This window comes from Sphingobium sp. (assembly GCF_033795625.1).
GTDB lineage: Bacteria > Pseudomonadota > Alphaproteobacteria > Sphingomonadales > Sphingomonadaceae > Sphingobium.
In genome coordinates, this window is the sequence record NZ_JARYGI010000021.1 from 1 (window position 1) to 19,513 (window position 19,513).

General features: G+C 61.2%; 18 protein-coding genes and 1 pseudogene. 17 read left to right on the plus strand and 2 right to left on the minus strand.

Features of this window, described 5'->3' with window-relative positions:
- Window positions 1-98: 98 nt before the first annotated feature.
- A pseudogene (locus QHC67_RS11635) lies at window positions 99-1,289 on the plus strand (MFS transporter); the annotation flags it as partial.
- 570 nt (window positions 1,290-1,859) lie between these two features.
- Window positions 1,860-2,744, plus strand: coding sequence for a MucR family transcriptional regulator (locus QHC67_RS11640; protein WP_319294495.1), 885 nt, complete (start codon window positions 1,860-1,862; stop codon window positions 2,742-2,744).
- A gap of 102 nt (window positions 2,745-2,846) precedes the next feature.
- On the opposite strand, the gene QHC67_RS11645 is transcribed toward QHC67_RS11640, so the two are convergent.
- Complete coding sequence (locus QHC67_RS11645; protein ID WP_319294567.1) at window positions 2,847-3,197, minus strand: YbaN family protein; 351 nt, start codon at window positions 3,195-3,197, stop codon at window positions 2,847-2,849.
- A 252-nt stretch (window positions 3,198-3,449) separates the two neighbouring features.
- On the opposite strand from QHC67_RS11645, the gene QHC67_RS11650 reads away from it, so the two are divergent.
- From QHC67_RS11650 to QHC67_RS11670, 5 genes are all read left to right on the plus strand, one after another.
- Complete coding sequence (locus QHC67_RS11650) at window positions 3,450-5,927, plus strand: TonB-dependent receptor (protein WP_319294497.1); 2,478 nt, start codon at window positions 3,450-3,452, stop codon at window positions 5,925-5,927.
- A gap of 257 nt (window positions 5,928-6,184) precedes the next feature.
- Window positions 6,185-6,919, plus strand: a complete 735-nt coding sequence (locus QHC67_RS11655; protein ID WP_319294499.1) for a Crp/Fnr family transcriptional regulator — start codon at window positions 6,185-6,187, stop codon at window positions 6,917-6,919.
- Window positions 6,919-7,149: a hypothetical protein gene (locus tag QHC67_RS11660; protein WP_319294501.1), complete on the plus strand. Its 231-nt coding sequence runs from the start codon at window positions 6,919-6,921 to the stop codon at window positions 7,147-7,149. Before QHC67_RS11655 ends, QHC67_RS11660 begins: the two co-directional genes overlap by 1 nt.
- Window positions 7,150-7,262: 113 nt before the next feature.
- The gene (locus QHC67_RS11665) at window positions 7,263-8,039 is read left to right on the plus strand and encodes an NUDIX hydrolase (RefSeq protein WP_319294503.1); all 777 of its coding nucleotides are present in this window, start codon (window positions 7,263-7,265) and stop codon (window positions 8,037-8,039) included.
- A gap of 2 nt (window positions 8,040-8,041) precedes the next feature.
- The gene (locus QHC67_RS11670; RefSeq protein ID WP_319294505.1) at window positions 8,042-8,767 is read left to right on the plus strand and encodes an extensin family protein; all 726 of its coding nucleotides are present in this window, start codon (window positions 8,042-8,044) and stop codon (window positions 8,765-8,767) included.
- Here the strand turns inward: QHC67_RS11670 and QHC67_RS11675 are convergent.
- The gene (locus tag QHC67_RS11675) at window positions 8,764-9,900 is read right to left on the minus strand and encodes a PQQ-dependent sugar dehydrogenase (RefSeq protein WP_319294507.1); all 1,137 of its coding nucleotides are present in this window, start codon (window positions 9,898-9,900) and stop codon (window positions 8,764-8,766) included. The genes QHC67_RS11670 and QHC67_RS11675 overlap by 4 nt on opposite strands.
- A gap of 187 nt (window positions 9,901-10,087) precedes the next feature.
- Here QHC67_RS11675 and rimP point away from each other — a divergent pair, with 187 nt between their 5' ends.
- From rimP to rpsO, 10 genes are all read left to right on the plus strand, one after another.
- Entirely contained in the window at window positions 10,088-10,612 is a 525-nt protein-coding gene (gene rimP, locus QHC67_RS11680) for a ribosome maturation protein RimP (RefSeq protein ID WP_319294509.1), read from the plus strand.
- Window positions 10,613-10,620: 8 nt separating this feature from the next.
- A complete protein-coding gene (gene nusA, locus QHC67_RS11685) occupies window positions 10,621-12,228 on the plus strand; it encodes a transcription termination factor NusA (RefSeq protein WP_319294511.1) in 1,608 nt (535 codons plus the stop codon).
- Between the two features lie 51 nt (window positions 12,229-12,279).
- Window positions 12,280-13,020, plus strand: coding sequence for a DUF448 domain-containing protein (locus tag QHC67_RS11690; RefSeq protein WP_319294513.1), 741 nt, complete (start codon window positions 12,280-12,282; stop codon window positions 13,018-13,020).
- A gap of 9 nt (window positions 13,021-13,029) precedes the next feature.
- Window positions 13,030-15,627: a translation initiation factor IF-2 gene (gene infB / locus QHC67_RS11695; protein ID WP_319294515.1), complete on the plus strand. Its 2,598-nt coding sequence runs from the start codon at window positions 13,030-13,032 to the stop codon at window positions 15,625-15,627.
- Between the two features lie 67 nt (window positions 15,628-15,694).
- Window positions 15,695-16,093, plus strand: coding sequence for a 30S ribosome-binding factor RbfA (gene rbfA, locus QHC67_RS11700; protein ID WP_319294517.1), 399 nt, complete (start codon window positions 15,695-15,697; stop codon window positions 16,091-16,093).
- Window positions 16,094-16,170: 77 nt separating this feature from the next.
- On the plus strand, window positions 16,171-17,061 hold the full coding sequence (locus QHC67_RS11705) for an alpha/beta fold hydrolase (protein ID WP_319294519.1): 891 nt from the start codon (window positions 16,171-16,173) through the stop codon (window positions 17,059-17,061).
- A gap of 6 nt (window positions 17,062-17,067) precedes the next feature.
- Complete coding sequence (locus QHC67_RS11710) at window positions 17,068-17,649, plus strand: thymidine kinase (protein ID WP_319294520.1); 582 nt, start codon at window positions 17,068-17,070, stop codon at window positions 17,647-17,649.
- A 2-nt stretch (window positions 17,650-17,651) separates the two neighbouring features.
- Window positions 17,652-18,194 (plus strand): GNAT family protein, encoded by a 543-nt coding sequence (locus tag QHC67_RS11715; RefSeq protein WP_319294521.1) that lies wholly within the window; start codon window positions 17,652-17,654, stop codon window positions 18,192-18,194.
- A gap of 2 nt (window positions 18,195-18,196) precedes the next feature.
- Window positions 18,197-19,117 carry a tRNA pseudouridine(55) synthase TruB gene (gene truB / locus QHC67_RS11720; protein ID WP_319294569.1) on the plus strand — a complete coding sequence of 307 codons (921 nt, stop codon included), beginning with the start codon at window positions 18,197-18,199 and terminating at the stop codon, window positions 19,115-19,117.
- Window positions 19,114-19,383 (plus strand): 30S ribosomal protein S15, encoded by a 270-nt coding sequence (gene rpsO / locus QHC67_RS11725; RefSeq protein WP_319294522.1) that lies wholly within the window; start codon window positions 19,114-19,116, stop codon window positions 19,381-19,383. The genes truB and rpsO overlap by 4 nt, the downstream gene beginning before the upstream one ends.
- Window positions 19,384-19,513: the final 130 nt, after the last annotated feature.

Below are 19,513 nucleotides of genomic sequence, written 5' to 3' on the forward strand. Positions count from 1 at the left end.
GCCTCTTGCCCATTTCCAAACTCCTTCATAATCCAAAATAACAGAGATTCTGGACCACTCAGAAGGGGGCAGATCAGCTTGCCGTTGACGGCTTTGACGTCGTCACCGTCAGTGTCGCTGCGTCAGGCATAGCGGCAGGGTGGAAGTTGAGCCAAGCCAATCTCGGGCTGATGCTCGCAATGGACGTGATCGGCGCCGCAGTCGGCGCAATGACCATGGGGCGGATGGCAGATCGGCTTGGAAGGCGCCCGATTGTCCTCACATGCCTTATGTTGATGTGCTTGGGGATGCTCGCCTCGGCTTCAGCCAATAGCCTTCTGCCGTTCATTCTTTCCCGGTTAATCGCTGGCCTGGGACTCGGCGGGCTTAACCCAGCTGTGACGTCAATGGTATCGGAGATGTCCAACGAAAGATCGCGTGACCAATCCGTGGCATTATTGGGCCTTGGATATACGATCGGCGCGATCGGGGGTGGCGCTACAGCTGCCTATACACTTACCTTCCTTTCCTGGCGCTGGGTATTTGGTCTAGGCGCCGTTCTGACCAGCCTCACATTTATGCTGGCTCTTTGGGGCATTCCCGAGACGCCCCATCACTTCCTTCGGAAACAGCCTCGAAATGCGCTGCGCCGACTGAACATACTGCTCGGCCGCATGGGGTATTCTCCGTTGGAGGAACTGCCTTCGATGGATGCTGAGCGGAGAACGCAGACATTCGGATGCCTTTTTGCCTCACAGCAACTCGGCAAGACCGTCATGCTCACAATGGCGAGCTTGTTCACGCTTTCCACTTTCTACTTCGCTCTGAAATGGTTGCCCAAATTTGCGGTCGATGCCGGGCACAGCCCCTCCGAGGCAGCAACAGTTTTGATGTTGTTCAACGTTGGCGGGCTTGCTGGTGTATTGGCGTTCGGTCCTGTGGTGCGATCACTTGGATTGAAACGAACGACAATAGGAATACTTCTGCTTTCTGGAGCAGCAATCCTGATCCTTGGTTCAAGTTTGCGGCCGCTCCCCCTGTTGGCCGCCGTTGCGTTCATCAGCGGCATATTTGTGAACGCCTCCTTTGCAGGCTTGTGCGCCTTGGCGGCCCGCGCGTTCGACACGGATCTTCGTTCGACCGGCATCGGTTTCACGTTGGGCATTGGCAGAGGGGGGGCTGCCTTGAGCCCAATTGCCGTCGGACTGCTGCTCACCGCTGGGCTCGGGGTGCCTATGGTCGCGGCGATTTTCGCAGGCATATCTGCCCTCGCCGGCTTATTGATCTACGTGACACGCGCAGAACATTGATGAGCGCACGCGGCTCAGATCATAGCTGTGAGGGGATTCCCAGTTCCTGGATTGCGTAGGCTGCACACCACTGTTGACCCCGGCCGAACCGCAACGGAGAAGGTGTTCTCGTTACCGTTAGCCGGTGCATTCAGCGCCACATAAAGCCGATCCCAGTAGGAGCCCCGCGAACGATGGCTTGCCATCGGCGGCTCCAAGCACCTTCGCTGGCATGGTGACGCAACCATCGATCCGGCAGCGGTTGGCGCGTTGCCGAGCGCCATTACTTGCTGCGGTGGCACGAGCAATATCAGTATTAGATCAATAGATTCTGAGGAGGCTCAAGGATCCGCGGACATCTACACCGGCTATGACTGATTCGCACATACCTGCCTGCCCGCCATCTGCATCGCAGCAACCGTTATTTTCTGGCCCAATCGAGTAGTCCTGATCTTAGTATACAATTTGATAAGTTTGGCTCTATATGGTTTTGCAAGCGCTGCTAAGCGCGTGACTAGGATTTTTTCCAATCGGTCCTCAAAATGGAGTACGTACACGATGGCTGACCACGAGCAGGCCGATCTCACCACCTTGACCGTCGAATTGCTAAGCGCGTATTTCGTCAACAATACGGTTCCAAGTGAGAATTTGTCCGGGCTGATCCAGTCAACCTACTCTGCTCTTGCGGGTATTGATGCGCCTTCACCTGTCGAACCGGAAGCGCCGACGTTTACGCCAGCAGTGAGCATTCGGAAGAGCCTCGCTTCGCGCGATCACATCATCAGCATGATCGATGGCAAAGCCTACAAGACGCTAAAGCGCCACCTCAAGGCGAATGGGCTATCACCGGCCGATTATCGTGAGCGCTACAAGCTGCCTGCGAACTATCCGATGGTGGCGCCGACCTTCTCCGAGGAACGCAGAGCTGTCGCTGCCAAGCACGGTTTGGGCGGGAGCAAGAAGCGGAGCCGCGGCAATGGCCCGTCCGATGCTGAAACCGCGACATTGACGAAGCCGGCTGAAGATTTCGCTGCCGAAGCGCCGGCGGTAGATGCCCAGCCTTCAGTGCCTGAAGTTGTTGCGCCGCCTGCCAAGTCTGCGCGTAAAGCACGTGCATCTTCTGCCAAGTCCGCGCCGAAAGTTGCTGCGGGCAAGGCATCGAAGGTCGCGCCCAAGTCTGACGTCGACGGCTCGGCTGAGGCTGGTGCCAATGCTGATCAAGACTTGGCACAGAATGCCCCAGATCAGGCATCGGCCACGACCGACACTCCAGGTAAAGAACGTCGCAAACTCAAGATCAGAGCTGGCACGTCCGATGCGCCTGCAGACGTCGCGGATGAGACCGTTAAAGCCACATCAGTGGGGAGGCCAAAGAAATCGGGAGCAGCGACGGTCAATGGCAAGAGCGCTTCTGATGAACCGAAGCCTGCCAAGCGCGCCTATAAGAAACGCGCATCCAAGACTGCACAGGCTTGATGGAACGGCGGGGCAGGTTCGCGCAACGGATTGACAGGTGCATCGCTCTGTCGATGTCGTGAACCTAGCAATTTGCCCCGATGCCGTAGCTTGACTGCGGCGTTATTCAGGCCGCCCCCAGATCCATATACCGCCAATCACGGCTGCGGCTGTTGGCACCAGGGAAAATGGCCAAGGCGCGAAAAGGAGGCCCAGCAGGGCAGACATTGCGAACGCTGCCGTTGCGGCACGTTTGCCCTTGCGGCTGACGGCGCCATCGCTTCGCCACCGTTGAATATGCGGACCGAAGTGGCGGTGCTCCAGTAACTGACGTTCAAGCTTCGGGCTGCTACGAGCGAAGCAGAATGCCGCCAATATGATGAACGGGACGGTAGGTAGCAGCGGCAGAACCGCGCCCGCAATGCCCAGTGCCAGCGCCAGAAAACCCGCGATAAGGTAAAGCCAACGCTTCATCGCCTGGAGTATGGCCAGCTTTGACGTGGAAGCAATGCCCGGACTACAGGTGGCGAGTTCACCCGCTCCACTTAATCGGTTGCGGCGCTTCATATTGCCCCAGAGCGCGGAGCAGACGCGATCCTGCAGGGCACGAAGCCTCTTTATTTCAGATACATTTTGCGACACACATGAAAATCATTCGCAATAACCGTTGACACCGATAATGCGTCGCAATAGTGGCTCTCTCGATCATTTCTCTGGGGAAACAGTATGTCGACCAATTCCAAGCATCGCATGGCCACTCCGGCTTTCCTTGCGTTGTCATGCGTCAGCGCCATTGTCACATCGCAGGCAGCACAGGCGCAGGAAGACCAGCGGACTCTGGGTGGCGTGACCGTGACAGAATCGGCGATCGAGGAAGATACGCCCAAGGTGGATAAAGTTGAATCCCCCAAGATCGTGCGGCCGTTGCTCGATACGCCCCAAACGATCACCGTCATTGGCAACCAGACTATCCGGAAGCAGAACCTGCTGACGTTGCGCGACGTGCTCTCGACTGTTCCGGGGATCACCTTCGGTGCCGGCGAAGGCGGCGGCGGTTATGGCGACAGCATCAACCTGCGCGGCTTCAGTGCGAACAACGACATCACCGTCGATGGCGTGCGCGACAGTGCGCAATATACACGCTCGGACACATTCAACCTCGAGCAAATCGAAGTGTTCAATGGCGCTAATGGCGCCGTATCGGGCGCGGGAGCAGTCGGCGGCAATATCAACCTTGTCACGAAGCTTCCCAAAGCGGACGATCTTACCGTGATCAACGGCGGCGTCGGCACCGACGACTATTACCGCGCCACCGTGGACGCCAACAAGCGCATCAGTGATGTGATCGCGGTACGCCTGAACGCCATGTTCCATCGCAATGACGTTCCGGGGCGCGATCATGAACAGTTCAAGCGCTGGGGTGTAGCGCCCTCGCTCACGATCGGCATCGACAGCCCGACGCGCTTGACGCTCGCCTATCTTCATCAGGAGGACAACAATGTTCCTCAATATGGCGTGCCTTATTTTGCCGCTGCCGGGGGATTGGTGTCCGGCTTCGACCGCGAAGGCTATTATGGTCTGCGCGGCGTGGACAAGCAGAAGATCAACGTCAATTCGCTGACGGCCATCTTCGATCATGATTTCAGCGACGATGTGTCGATCCGCAATCTCACGCGCTACCAGAATGTGAAGCAGCTCTCGATTGCCACGGCGCCGCAGGGCACCTTCTGCCTGGCTTCCGGCCTGACGCCGCTCGGCACAGCGTGCACCACCGCAGCGGCAGCGGCGACAAATCCGTCGGCAACATCCTTTGGGGCACCCGCCACGGTTGCGATCACAGTGCCGGCCGGATCCTACCTGCTGACGGGCCCGCAGGGCAACCTCCGCGATACCCGCAACGAGCTCGGCTACAACCAGCTTGATCTGAAGGCCGTTTTCAACACTGGTGGTCTTGAACATACGATGACGCTGGGTGCGTCCGTTGCATGGGAAAAATTCACGCTGATCGGCGCTAGCGTGCTGCGCAATGCCGATGGCACCAATCCTTATGACCGGACGACGACGACGCGCCGCCTGCCCTTCGGCAACATAGCCAATCCGGCGAGCGCCAATCTCTACACTGGCCCATATAACTTCACGAAGACCGCCTACACGGTCGGCGAGCAGACTAACTACGCCATTTATCTGTTCGATGCAGTCAAGCTGACCGACTGGATCGAACTGAACGGCGGCGTGCGCTATGAAAAGAACAAGGGCTATTCCCGTACGGATGCCATCGCGCCCTTCACCACCAGCACGTTCAATCGGGGTGACGTGAAGATCGGAACGCGCTTCGAAAATGAAGACGATCTCTTCTCCTATCGCGTCGGCGTCGTGCTGAAGCCCATCCCCAATGCGAGCATCTATGCAGCTTTCGGCAATTCCAAGACGCCGTCCAAGGCGTCCGTCAACGGAGCCTGCACGGCCGCGAACTGCACCGTCAAACCGGAGGGCGCGAAGAATTACGAGATCGGCGGCAAGATCGACCTGGCCGACAATCGGCTTCAGCTGACGGCCGCTGTCTTCCGCAACGAACGCACCAATTATCGCGTCTCGGCCTTCGTGCCCGGCGAGCCCGACATTCAGGTGCTGGACGGCCGCTCGCGCGCCGATGGAATTGCGCTCGGCGCGACCGGCAATATCACGCCCGAATGGTCGATCTTTGCCAACTACACCTATCTGAAGACCAAGGTCCTTCAGAGCGTGTCGGATTACTGCCTTGCCAATCCCGGCCCCGTGACCGCCGGAACGCCGCCTGTCGTCACCAACGCATGCGGCAATTCGGCTGCGATCCCCGATCCGCAGGCGGGCAATGAACTGAACAACACGCCCAAACATTCGGGCAGCCTGTTCACCACCTATCTGCTGCCCTTCGGTCTTCAGGTCGGCTATGGCTTCACTTATCAGGGATCGTTCGCGCTGAACAACTCCGCGCTGGTCGCTGCGGCGCCCATTCCCTCGACCACGCTCACGCCGATCTACCGGTCGAAGGACTATCTCAGCCATCGCGCGTTCCTGTCCTATGCGTTCAACAACGGCCTGACGGCACAACTGAATGTTCAGAACTTCACGAACGAAAAATATTTTACCCGTATTCGCAACAACGGTTGGGCAACGCCGGGTGAAGGCCGCTCCGCTGTGCTGAGCCTCGCCTACAGCTTCTGATCTTTCGGCGGTCCCTGCCGGAAGCACGGGCGGGCAGCGGTCATGGTTTCATGGCGCTGCCCGTCCGACTAACATTCCGGAGACGGAAGATGTGCCCAGGCGCTACGCCCCTTAAAACCGCTTCGGCCCGGTGTGATGGTTGCCTTAGGATCAAGGTGTTAACGAGAATGCCTGCTGCCTTCCTAATGGAATCAGGCACTTGACCTTTGCCAAAGCTTCGCCAAATTAAGGGCATCTATTTCCAAAGAAAGATGCTGATGCCTGCCAACGACGACGGGCCGTTCGCGCTATTGATCCGTAAGCTCGAACGCCTTGCCAAGCTTAATGATGACGACCGAAACGCTATTTCCGCACTCCCCTTCAACATCGCTGAAGCCGCTGCAGGTACGCATCTCGTCCGGGAGGGCGATCGGCCGACGGACTGTTGCCTTCTTCTTAAGGGGTATGCCTGCCGGTACAAGCTGACGAGCCAGGGCGGGCGGCAGATCGTCTCGTTCCACATTCCCGGAGACATGCTGGACCTGCAGCACCTGATGCTGACGCGCGCCGATCATAGCGTTTCCACGATCACCACCGCTACGGTTGCGTGGGTTTCGGCGGCGAGCCTCCGCCATGTTCTGGAAACCCGGCCGGCCGTCAATGAAGCGCTCTGGCGCGATGCGCTGATCGATGCGTCGATCTTCCGGGAATGGGTTCTCAACGTGGGGCGTAGGGACGGCAAGTCTCGCGTGGCGCATATGCTGTGCGAGTTCGCGGCACGCCGGGAAGCTGTCGGACTTGGCACGATCGAGCGTTTCGAGCTTCCGATGTCCCAGGACGAGATTGCAGACGCGACCGGAATGACGCCGATCCACGTGAACCGGATGCTACAGGCGCTTGCGGAAGATGGAGTGATCGCCCGCAACAAGCGGCATGTGCATATTTTGGATTGGGAGGGACTGAAGCATGCAGCCGACTTCGATCCTGCCTATCTACACGCAGCAGCAGCTTAATGATGGTCATAGAATTCAAGCCGGTGAAACTCGATTGCGGCGATCATGACAATGACGCCGTGCTTGCCTTCAGGGACGGTCGGTTGATGGCCGTTCTGACATGTTTGTCCGATCTTCATGGGGAATTGCAGGGGCAGTGGTTCCTGGAAGCCAATTTCTCCGCGCCGCCTGGACCGACCAGTTATAAATTTATCGACCTTGATGACGCGGAAGCCTGGCTAAGACGCTGAAATGGGCGTGCGGCAACGATCCTGTGGCAAAAGCCCGGCCGGGAAACCGCGGCCCGTCGCTATGGTTGGAATGACGGCTTTCGCTCGTGATGCAGCCAGCCTAAGCAGGTGACATGACCGAGGCCCAAGGATCACCTGTTACGCGCCAAGCCGCGACTCTCATCGTCCTGCGCGAGCGGGAAGCGCTTGCTCCCGAAATATTGATGGTGAAGCGCTCACCCAATATGGCGTTCGCCGCTGATGCGCTCGTGTTTCCAGGCGGTGCGATCGATCCGGACGACAGTGTCGTTGCGCAATCCCTGAACACGGACCTGACGCTGGATGAGGCGAGCGCGCGTGTCGGGGCAATCCGTGAGACCCTGGAAGAAAGCGGCATCGCGCCCGGATTGAGCGTTTCCGACATTGATGTGCTGGCTGAACTCCGCAAGGAACTGGAGGGCGGTGCGCCCTTTTCCGGCCTGCTCCGCAACGGGGGAATGACGCTGGACCTTGGCGCCCTGGTACCTTTCGCGCGATGGCATCCGAACGCGAAAGATGTGGCTCGTCGCGTGTTCGACGCGCGTTTTTACCTGGCGCGGCACAACGTGGCAGGCCCTGAGCCGACGGTGGACAATTCTGAACATGTCGATCTGTTCTGGGACACGGCGGCAGGCGTGCTGGCACGCTGTGCCAATGGGAGCGGGCGCGTGATCTTCCCGACCCGTCGTAATCTGGAGCGCGTGGCCCAATTCTCATCGATAGCCGCGCTGGAGCAGCATGCGCGCACCATTGCGGTGGAAAAGATCGTGCCCTGGATCGAGCATCGGCCGGGGGGAGAGGTGCTCTGCATCCCCAACCACCTTGGCTACCCCATATGTGAAGAGCCGATCGAGACAGCCATGCGGGGTTGACCATGCGAGCCTTCTACAGATGGACGCAGCGGCTCCTCTGGCTTGCTTTGGTCGGCTCTGCATTGATCTGCGGATATGCATTGATGAAGGGGCGTCCACAGGACCTCCCATGGACACCTCTGGATCTGGCGCAGCCGGTCGGCATGTTTACCGGGCGCAAGCTGGCGGCGCTGACACAGGACTTGCCGCAGTGCCAGCAACTGCTCGATCGCGCCGGGGTGGAATATGTTGCGCTCGGGGCCAGAGGTGGAGGAAAGTGCGCATATGGCGATGCCCTGAGGTTAAAGCCGGCAGAGGGTGCGATCGCTTACGCTCCGGCCTCGGTTGCGCCTTCATGCCCGGTCGCCGCCGCGCTGAAAATGTGGGAATGGAACGTCGTGCAGCCCGCCGCGCAACGTGTGTTCGGGCAGCAGGTGCGCAAAATCGAGCATTTCGGCAGCTTCAGTTGCCGCCGGATGTACGGGCGATCCAGCGGTGACTTCAGCGAACATGCGACTGCCGACGCCATCGACATTGCCGGGTTCGTTCTGGCGGACGGGCGCAGGATACGCCTCATTCGTGATTGGAAAGTGGAGGGTAAAAGCGCGCAGTTCCTGCATGAGGTGCGGGATGGGGCATGCGCGCTGTTCTCCACGGTGCTATCGCCCGACTATAACTCTGCCCATGCCGACCATCTCCACCTCGATCAGGCGGAGCGGGGGGCAATGGGCTGGCGCGCCTGCCGTTAGGCGGGCGTCAGTTTCAGTAGGCGGCCCTGGGAACCGTCATCTTCGTCCTCCAATACCCATAATGCCCCATCCGGGCCTTGCTCGACGTCGCGGATGCGCGCGCCCATGTCCCACTGGTCGGCCTTGCTCGCATTGCTTCCGTCGATCTTCACCCGGACGAGCGCCTTGCTGGACAGGCCGCCAATGAACAGCGATCCCTTCCAGGCCGGGAACAGGTCGGCGTTGTAGAACGCCAGGCCGGCGGGCGAGATCACCGGGTTCCAGCTCACCTTCGGCGCCTCGAAGCCGTCGCCGGGCTTGTGGTCGGGAATATCGCGTCCGTCATAATGGCTGCCGTTGGACGCGAGGGGATAGCCATAATTCAGGCCCGGTTTGATCAGGTTCACTTCGTCCCCGCCCCTGGGGCCCATCTCCTGTTCCCAAAGCTGTCCCTTGTCATCGAACGCAATTCCGAGAAGGTTACGGTGGCCATAGGACCAGACAGCCGGATGGAAGCCCTTCGCCGCCAGCGGATTTCCCGCCGCAGGCGTACCGTCCAGGTTCAGCCGCAGCACTTTGCCGAGGGTAGCCTTAGGGTCTTGCGCGGGCGTGAACTTCTGCCGCTCCCCATTGGTGAAGAACAGATATTTCCCGTCCGGCGAGAAGGCGATCCGGCCGGCATAATGGCCGTTGCCTTCGACGTACGGTGTGGCCTGAAAAATCTTCTTCACATTGGAGAGCGCCGCCTTGCCATCGCTCGCCTGCGCGAAGGTGCCGGTGATCAGCGCCACGCCCTTGCCACCGGGGCCGGCTTCCGAAAAGCTGACATAGACCTGCTTGTTGGTTGCGAACTGAGGGTGCAACACGACATCCATCAAAGCGCCCTGATCGGCACTGTCGACGGGTGGAATGCCGGAAACACGTATTTTCGTGCCGTTCTTCGGATCGAACAGCAGCAAGGTTCCCGCTTTTTCTGTTACCAGCATCCGTCCGTCGGGCAGGAATGCCATGGCCCATGGCGCGTCGAAATCCGCTATGACGGACGTCTTGAATGGCTTGGATGCGCTCGCGGCAGGCTGGCCATTGGCGGAGCCACTGCCTGAGCAGGCGAGAAGCGCGAGCGGCATGGCAATGGCGAGCGGCGAATGGCGCATGCGATATCCTCTCAAGGGACGATCCTGACGATGAAGCTACTACGCAAATGATCTTGTGCAAATATGGTTGCCTTAAAGGGCATGTCTGCCTATATCGCCATTGCTTCCTTACATCGTCACACATGCGAGGGTCGGCTCCGACGGGGCCGGCGGCGACAAGCGCCTGTGCAATTATTCGAGGGTTTGAATGGCGGACATTGCCGCACTGACACAGTTGATCGAGCCGGAGGTGCAAGCCCTTGGCTTCGACCTGGTGCGCGTGAAGCTGTTCGGCGCGGGCGACGAGCGCACGCTCCAGATCATGGCCGAGCGCCGCGATACGCGCCAATTGGTGATCGAGGATTGCGCCGCGATATCCCGCCGCCTCTCCGATGTGCTCGATGAAACCGATCCGATCGAGGAAGCCTATCGCCTGGAAGTCAGTTCGCCCGGCATCGACCGGCCGCTGACGCGCCTCCACGACTTCGACGACTGGAAGGGCCATGAGACTCGCATCACCGTCGAGGAAGCCGTGGAGGGCCGCAAGACCCTGAAGGGAATCCTAAAAGGCCATGAGGGCGACATCATTCATCTGGTCGATGCGAAGGTCGGCCGGGTGGAGATTCCCTTTTCCAATATTACGAGCGCCAAGCTGGTGCTGACTGACGCACTCATATCTGCTACAATGCCGCTGTCCTCGGACGGAGCGGACGAAATCGAAACGGAAGGATAAGTCCCCACATGGCCAACGCCATTTCCGCCAACAGGGCCGAGTTGATCGCCATTGCCAATTCGGTGGCATCGGAAAAGATGATCGACAAGGCCATCGTGATCGAAGCGATGGAGGACGCGATCCAGCGCGCCGCCCGCGCGCGTTACGGTGCCGAGAACGACATCCGCGCTAAGCTCGACCCGGATAGCGGCGACCTGCGCCTGTGGCGCGTCGTCGAAGTGGTGGAAGCCGTCGAGGATTATTTCAAGCAGGTCGATCTGAAGGCTGCGCAGAAATTGCAGCCCGGCGCGACCGTCGGCGACTTCATCGTGGATCCGCTGCCCCCGATCGACCTCGGCCGTATCGACGCGCAGTCCGCCAAGCAGGTGATCTTTCAAAAGGTCCGCGACGCAGAGCGCGAGCGCCAGCATGAAGAGTTCAAGGACCGCGTGGGCGAGATCATCACCGGCGTCGTGAAGTCCGTAGAATTCGGCCATGTCGTCGTGAACCTCGGCCGCGCCGAAGGCGTGATCCGCCGCGACCAGCAGATCCCCCGCGAAGTCGTTCGCGTCGGCGACCGCATTCGCTCGATCATCCTCAATGTCCGCCGTGAAAATCGCGGGCCGCAGATTTTCCTCAGCCGCGCGCATCCCGACTTCATGAAGAAGCTGTTCGCGCAGGAAGTGCCCGAAATCTACGATGGCATCATCGAGATCAAGGCCGCCGCGCGCGATCCCGGCAGCCGCGCCAAGATCGGTGTGATCAGCCGCGACTCCGGTATCGATCCGGTCGGCGCCTGCGTCGGCATGAAGGGCAGTCGCGTGCAGGCCGTCGTGCAGGAAATGCAGGGCGAGAAGATCGACATCATTCCCTGGTCGGAAGACACGGCGACCTTCGTGGTCAACGCTTTGCAGCCAGCGACCGTCAGCCGCGTCGTCATCGATGAGGATGAAAGCCGCATCGAAGTGGTCGTGCCCGACGATCAGCTTTCGCTCGCCATCGGCCGTCGCGGCCAGAATGTGCGCCTAGCTTCGCAACTCACCGGGTCGGCCATCGACATCATGACCGAGGCGGACGCCAGCGAGAAGCGCCAGAAGGAATTCGTGCAGCGCTCCGAACTGTTCCAGAGCGAACTGGACGTGGACGAGACGCTCTCGCAGCTTCTGGTCGCGGAAGGCTTCGGCGAACTCGATGAAGTCGCCTATGTCTCGATCGACGAACTGGCGAGCATCGAAGGCTTCGACGATGAACTGGCCGAGGAACTGCAGAGCCGCGCCCTCGAAGCGCTGGAGCGCCGCGAAGCTGCTGCCCGCGAGGAACGCCGCGGCATGGGCGTCGAGGATGCGCTGGCGGAAATGCCGCACCTGACCGAAGCGATGCTCGTCACGCTCGGCAAGGCCGGCATCAAGACTCTGGACGATCTCGCCGATCTCGCCACCGACGAACTGGTTGCGAAGAAGCGCGTCGATACGCGCCGCCGCGCCAAGGAAAGTGCGGAAGACAAGGGCGGCATTCTGGCCGAATATGGCCTGAGTGAAGAGCAGGGCAATGAGATCATCATGGCCGCGCGTGCGCACTGGTTCGAAGATGAAGCCGCTGATGTTGGGGAGGACGCTGTTGCGGAAACTCCCCAATGACACGCTAGGGTTTGAGGCGGACCGGCTTTCCCATCTTAAGGGGAGGCCGCAATGACCGAAAGACGGTGCATCCTTTCGGGTGACCGGGCTGATCCGGAAGGTCTCGTGCGTCTGGTGCTCGGGCCTGACGGGCAGGTCGCGGTCGATCCGCGCGCCAAGGCTCCGGGCCGTGGCGCATGGATTGGCGTGGCGCGTCCGGCGTTGGAAAAGGCGCTGGCCAACAACAAGCTGAAAGGCGCGCTGATCCGCGCGTTCAAGACCAGTGACATCATGGTCCGGGACGATCTGGCGGATCGGATCGACACCGCCTTGCGCGATGCGTTGCTCGACCGGCTGGGGCTGGAGGCGAAGGCGTCCATGTTGCTCACTGGATCGGCGAAGATCGAGGATGCGGCGCGTCGCGGGAATGTCGTGCAACTATATCATGCCGCCGATGCGCGGCCGGATGGCAGCCGCAAGCTGGATCAGGCTTTGCGGGTGGGGCAGGACGCCGAAGGCACCGATTTGGCGGGCATCGTCTTGCCTGTGGGCCGGGACGCATTATCTAAGGCCATGGGGCGTGAGAACGTCGTCCATATTGCCGTAACGGACCAGAAGGCCGCCGCGCGTCTGCAAAGCGCCCTTGGCCGCTGGCAAATCTATCTCGGATGCGCTAATGCAGCGCCGTCGCGCGCTGCCCCGTCCCAGGAGGACGGAGTCGCCGCCGCGCTGGGCGTTCCGGCCGATCAGAATCAGGAATTGGCCTGCGAACCGAATGGTTCGCGCGCCCAGATGACGCAAGTGAAGGGTTAAGTTTAGTCAATGAGTGACAGCAAGGAAGACAAGCCGACTCTGGGCCGCAAGCCGCTTGGTATCAAGCGGACGGTCGAGTCCGGCCAGGTGCAGCAGAGCTTCAGCCATGGCCGCAAGAATACGGTCGTGGTGGAAGTGAAGCGGCGCCGCCTCATTGGCAAGCCGGGCGAGGCCGCGACGCCGACGCCCGAGCCCGAAGTCGCGCCCGCGCCGGTTGTTCAGGCGCCGCGTCCGGCTCCAGCGCCCGCCGCGCCGCCGCCGCCGCCGCGCCAGAACCCCGCCAACAGCCTGATGTCTCGTCAGGAACTGCAGCAGAAGCTGTTGCGCGAAGCCGAAGAAGCACGAATGGCCGCGCAGGAAGATGCGCGTCGCCGTGCCGAAGCCGCACGTCTGGCTGCGATCGAGGAAGAGAAGCGGCGTGCCGAGCAGAGCAATGCGCCGCAGCCTGAGCCTCAGCCCCAGCCAATCGAACCTGCGCCGGCCGCTGCCGCGCCTGCTCCGGTGGAAACGCCTGCCGCCGCGCCTACGGCCGAAGCGCCCGCTGCTCCGGCGGAGCCTGCGCAAGCCGCAGCGCCTGCCACCGAAGCCGCAGCACCTGCCGCAACGACAACGAGCGTTGTGCCGCCGCCTCGGCGCTTTACGCCGGTGTCGCCGATCAAGCGGCCCGAGCCGGCCAAGGTGGACAAGACGAAGCGCGGCGTCGACGATCGCCGCCAGTCCGGCAAGCTGACCGTTACCAAGGCGCTTGCCGAGGACGACAGCGCTCGCGCCCGCAGCCTCGCCGCGCTCAAGCGTGCCCGTGAAAAGGAACGGCGCGCCCATGGTGGCGGCCGTCAGCAGCCGCGGGAAAAGCAGAGCCGCGATGTGGTCGTGCCGGAAAGCATCACGATCCAGGAACTCGCCAACCGCATGGCCGAAAAGGGCGCGGATCTGGTGAAGGCCCTGTTCAAGATGGGCACTCCGGTCACGATCAACGAAGTGATCGATCAGGATACCGCCGAACTTCTGGTGGAAGAATTCGGCCACCGCATCCAGCGCGTGTCTGAATCCGACGTCGAAATCGGCATCGAGGGCGATCAGGATGCCGTCGAAACGCTGAAGGCCCGTCCGCCGGTCGTGACCATCATGGGCCATGTCGATCACGGCAAGACCTCGCTGCTCGACGCCTTGCGCGGCACCGACGTGGTGTCCGGCGAAAGCGGCGGCATTACCCAGCATATCGGCGCCTATCAGGTGAAGACGGAGGGGGGCGATCTGATCACCTTCCTCGATACGCCAGGCCACGAGGCGTTCAGCGAAATGCGTGCGCGCGGTGCGAACGTTACCGATATCGTCATCCTTGTGGTGGCGGCGGATGACGGACTGATGCCGCAGACGGTGGAGGCCATCAACCACACCAAGGCGGCAGGCGTGCCGATGATCGTTGCGATCAACAAGGTCGACAAGCCTGAAGCCAATCCGCAGAAGGTGCGCGAGCGCCTGCTGAGCGAGGAAGTAGTGGTCGAGGACATGGGCGGCGACGTTCAGGACGTGCTCGTCTCCGCGACCAAGCGGACGGGTCTGGACGAACTGATCGAAAAGATCCTGTTGCAGGCCGAATTGCTCGAACTGACCGCCAATCCCGATCGCGCTGCCGAAGGCAATGTGATCGAGGCGAAACTGGACAAGGGCCGTGGTCCTGTCGCGACGGTGCTGGTGCGCAAGGGTACGCTGAAGGTTGGCGACACGTTCGTCGTCGGCGCCGAAAGCGGCAAGGTGCGTGCTCTGGTCAACGACAAGGGCCAGAATGTGAAGGTCGCCGGTCCCTCGACTCCCGTGGAAATCCTCGGGCTGTCAGGTGTTCCGATGGCGGGCGATCAGCTCTCCGTCGTGGAGAATGAAGCGCGTGCCCGCGAAGTTGCGGCCTATCGCGCCGAGCAGAAGACGCGCAAGCGCACGACCTCTGCGCCGACCAGCTTCGAGCATATGTTCTCTGCGCTGAACACGACCGTCATCGAATATCCGGTGGTGGTGAAGGGCGACGTGCAGGGGTCGGTCGAAGCGATCGTCAATTCGCTCAACCGGGCATCGACCGACGAGATCAAGGTCCGCGTGCTGCAAAGCGGCGTAGGCGCGATCACCGAGAGCGACGTTACGCTGGCCGCGGCTTCGCGCGCCCCGCTGATCGGGTTCAACGTGCGTCCCAATGCAAAGGCGCGCGTCTTGGCCGAGCGGGACAAGGTCTCGCTGCGCTACTATGATGTGATTTACGACCTCATCGAGGAAGTGAAGAACGAAATGGCCGGGCAGCTTGCGCCGGAGCGTATCGAAACCATCGTCGGCCGCGCCGAAATCCGCGAGGTGTTCTCGGCGGGCAAGCATGGCAAGGCCGCTGGTCTGCTGGTGGTCGACGGCGTCATTCGCAAGGCGCTCAAGGCGCGCATCACCCGCGACGATGTCATCACCTATCAGGGTGAAATCGCCTCGCTTCGTCGCTTCAAGGACGATGTTGCCGAAGTCCGTGCAGGTCTGGAATGCGGCGTGACCTTCACGCAGAACTTCACTGACCTCAGGGCAGGCGATTATCTCGAAACGTTCGAGGTCGAGGAACGCGCGCGGACGTTGTGACGGTAAGGATTTGCGCCATCCCGGCTGATGTCGGGATGGCGGGATGTCCGGATGACGGGACATGCATATGGCTGTGACACCTTCCGAAGGCCCCTCCGTCCGCGTGCTGCGCGTGGGCGAGCAGGTGCGCCATATCCTCTCGGAAATCCTGGCGCGTGGAGATGTGCATGACGATGTGCTGGCAAAGCATGTCGTCAGCGTCACCGAAGTGCGCATGTCTCCCGATCTGCGTCATGCGACCGCGTTCATCAAGCCGCTGCTGGGCCGGGACGAGGAGGCGGTGCTGAAAGCTCTGCGGACGAACACCGCCTATCTTCAGCGCGAAGTGGCGAGCCGGATGAAGCTTAAATATGCCGCGAAGATCAAATTCCTGGCCGATGACAGCTTCGACGAAGGCAGCCATATCGACAAGCTGCTGCGCAACCCCAAGGTGGCGCAGGATCTGGGCAGCGACGAAGCGGAATAGATTGCGGCGTTCTGTTGCGCTTGATGAACGTCCGGCCCAAAGATGCGGCGACAAAGGGCCAAGCGGCGGAGATTCCCATGCGTAAGATGACGGCATTGGCAGCGCTTCTGCTCACTGTTTCGCATGCGCAGGCGAAGGAGGCTGTGCATCGCGCCGTCATCTCCGATCCGATGGCGGACAAGAGCATTCCCGCCGACATGAGCGCGTTCGTGCTCCCCGCAGGCGATGGCGCAATGAACGCAGTGATGTACAGGGCGTCAGGACGCGGACCGCATCCGACGCTGCTGTTGCTGCACGGCTTTCCGGGTAATGAGCAGAACCTCGATCTCGCGCAGGCGGCGCGGCGCGGTGGTTGGAACGTATTGACGCTGCACTATCGCGGCAGTTGGGGCAGCCCCGGCCGCTTCTCCCTGACCAACGCCGCGCAGGACGCGCATACTGCACTCGCTTTTCTTCACGATCCGGTGACGCAGGCGAAATACCGCATCGATCCTAAGGCGATTGCGGTTGCCGGGCACAGCATGGGCGGCTTCATGGCGGCCGATGCGGCGGCGGATGATCCGGCGGTCGCGGGCCTGTTCCTCATCGACCCCTGGGATATATCGGAGACGGCCGCCTCGCTCGCGACTCAGGAAGGGCAGGTCGCTTGGGCGGCGGAGGCGACGGGCGATCTGCCGCCGCTCGCGGGAACCAGTGTGGAGGCGTTGTCGCAGGAAATGACCGCCAATGCTGCGCGCTTCGATCTGAGCGCGCGTGTCATAGCCTTCGGACAACGCCCGTTCAGCATCGTCGGTGCGGAGCGAGGGATTGGAGCGACGGCACGCAGGATCGGCGGGGCCGCGCAATCGGTATGGCCCGCCGCACAGGTCCAGGTGATGCCGACCGACCACAGCTTTTCCGACCATCGCATTGCGCTGGCCGACTTGCTGGTGCGCTGGCTGGACGGCATTTCGCCGCCCATTCCCTGACGCATCATGGCCAAGCTCTACTTCTATTATTCCTCGATGAATGCGGGGAAATCGACGACGCTGCTCCAGTCCAGCTTCAATTATCGCGAGCGCGGCATGGCGACGATGCTGTGGACCGCCGCGATAGACGATCGCTACGATGCCGGGCACATCACCTCCCGTATCGGGCTGGAGGCGGAGGCGCATGTCTTCGATCCGCAGATGGACCTGCATAGCGCGATCCTGATGCAGCATGCGCAGGGGCCGATTGCCTGCGTGCTGGTGGACGAGGCGCAATTCCTTACGGCTGCTCAGGTGCTGCAACTGGCGCGGATTTGTGACGAGAGCGACATTCCGGTGCTTTGCTATGGCTTGCGCACGGATTTTCGCGGTGCGCTGTTCGAAGGCAGCGCATTATTGCTTGGGATCGCGGACTCGCTGAGCGAGATCAAGGCGGTCTGCGAATGCGGGCGCAAGGCGACGATGAACTTGAGGGTGGACGGCGCGGGCAGGGCCGTGCGCGATGGGGAGCAAACGCAGATCGGCGGCAATGACAGCTACATCGCATTGTGCCGCAGGCACTTCATGGCGCGGCTGCGGGAAGGCTGACGATGGTAAATATGGACGGCCTGCTCGCCTCGATTGCGGCAGGCGATATCGTCATGACTCAGTTGGCCGAGAGAGATCGCGAGGACCTGCGCGCAATCTGCCCGGACGATGACGCGGTATGGGAGATATATCCGGTTCGGCTTGCGAGTGATGACTTCGATCGTGAATTCGAGGCCATTGTCGGCAATCCGGCGCGCAACCCCTTTGCCGTTCGCGTAGGCGGCGTTCTTACCGGCATTTCCGGCTATCTCAACATCGACGCGGCGAGCGGCGTGCTGGAAATCGGCGGCACCTATATGACTCCGGCGGTGCGGGGGACCGGCCTCAATGGCCGGATCAAGCCGCTGTTGCTGGGCCGTGCTTTCGGATGCGGGTTCCAGCGCGCGGAGTTCCGGATCGATACCCGCAACGGACGGTCGTTGCGGGCTGTCGAAAAGCTCGGGGCCGTCAGGGAAGGCGTGTTGCGCCGCCAGCGGCGGACGTGGACGGGGTACTTACGGGATACGGTCGTGCTCTCGATCCTGCGCGAAGAGTGGCAGGAGTGATGCTGCATGGTTGGCTGATCCTGGACAAACCGCGCGGGCTGGGTTCCACGCAGGCTGTCTCGGCGGTGAAGCGCGCGCTACGGCAGGCGGGCGAACCGAAGACAAAAGTCGGGCATGGCGGCACCCTAGATCCGCTGGCGGAGGGCGTGCTGCCGATCGCGCTGGGCGAGGCGACGAAGCTGGCCGGTCGGATGCTGGACGCATCCAAGATATACGAGTTCACCATTGGCTTCGGCTTGCAGACCGATACGCTGGACATGGAGGGCGAAGTGGTGGCCCGAAGCGAGGTGCTGCCCACTCTGGCCGAAGTGGAGGCCATACTTGCCCGGTTCACGGGACCGATTGAGCAGGTGCCGCCCGCTTATTCCGCGATCCTGATCGATGGCCAGCGCGCCTATGATCTCGCCCGCGCGGGCCAGGTGGTGGAGATGAAGACCCGGAGTGTGACTGTTTTCAGTCTTGAAATCCATCACACCGGCGCGGGCAGGGACGGCAGGCTCACGGAAATTACGATTACCGCTCACGTTTCCAAAGGCACCTACATCCGTAGCCTTGCGCGGGACATCGCGCTTGCGCTCGGCACCGTCGGCCATGTGACTATGCTGCGGCGGACCAAGGCGGGCCCGTTCATGCTCGAGTCCGCGATTTCACTGGACAATCTGGCGGATGCTGCTAACGACCGCTCCATCGCGCAGCTTTTGCTGCCGTTGACAGCAGGGCTGGACGACATCCCGGCTTTCGCTGTTACCGCCGATCAGGCCGCTGCCCTTCAACAAGGCCGAACGCTGACCGGGACAGCCGCAACCACCGGACTCCATCTGGCGATACTGGGCGAAATACCCGTCGCATTGGTCGAGGCCGATGATCATGTGATCAGGGTGGTGCGTGGCTTTAACCTGATGTCGAAGGAAGAAGACAGATGACGATCACTGCCGAGCGCAAGGAAGCGCTTATCAAGGAACATGCCCGCGCCGAAGGCGATACGGGTTCTCCCGAAGTCCAGGTTTCGATCCTCACTGAGCGGATCACGAACCTGACCGAGCATTTCAAGACTCATCACAAGGATAATCACAGCCGTCGCGGCCTGCTGATGCTGGTCAACAAGCGTCGCAGCCTGCTGGATTATCTGAAGAAGAAAGATCAGGCGCGTTATACGGACCTGATTGGCAAGCTCGGCCTGCGCAAGTAAGCCGAAACGAAGGAGCGGCCCCCGCGCGGGGCCGTTTCTGATTCTGAGACATGTCGTTGTGCAATTCGGTGCGGCGGTGTGAAACCGGGGGAACGTCCCCCGCACCGTTCCGTTAGGGACGGCTAAGGAG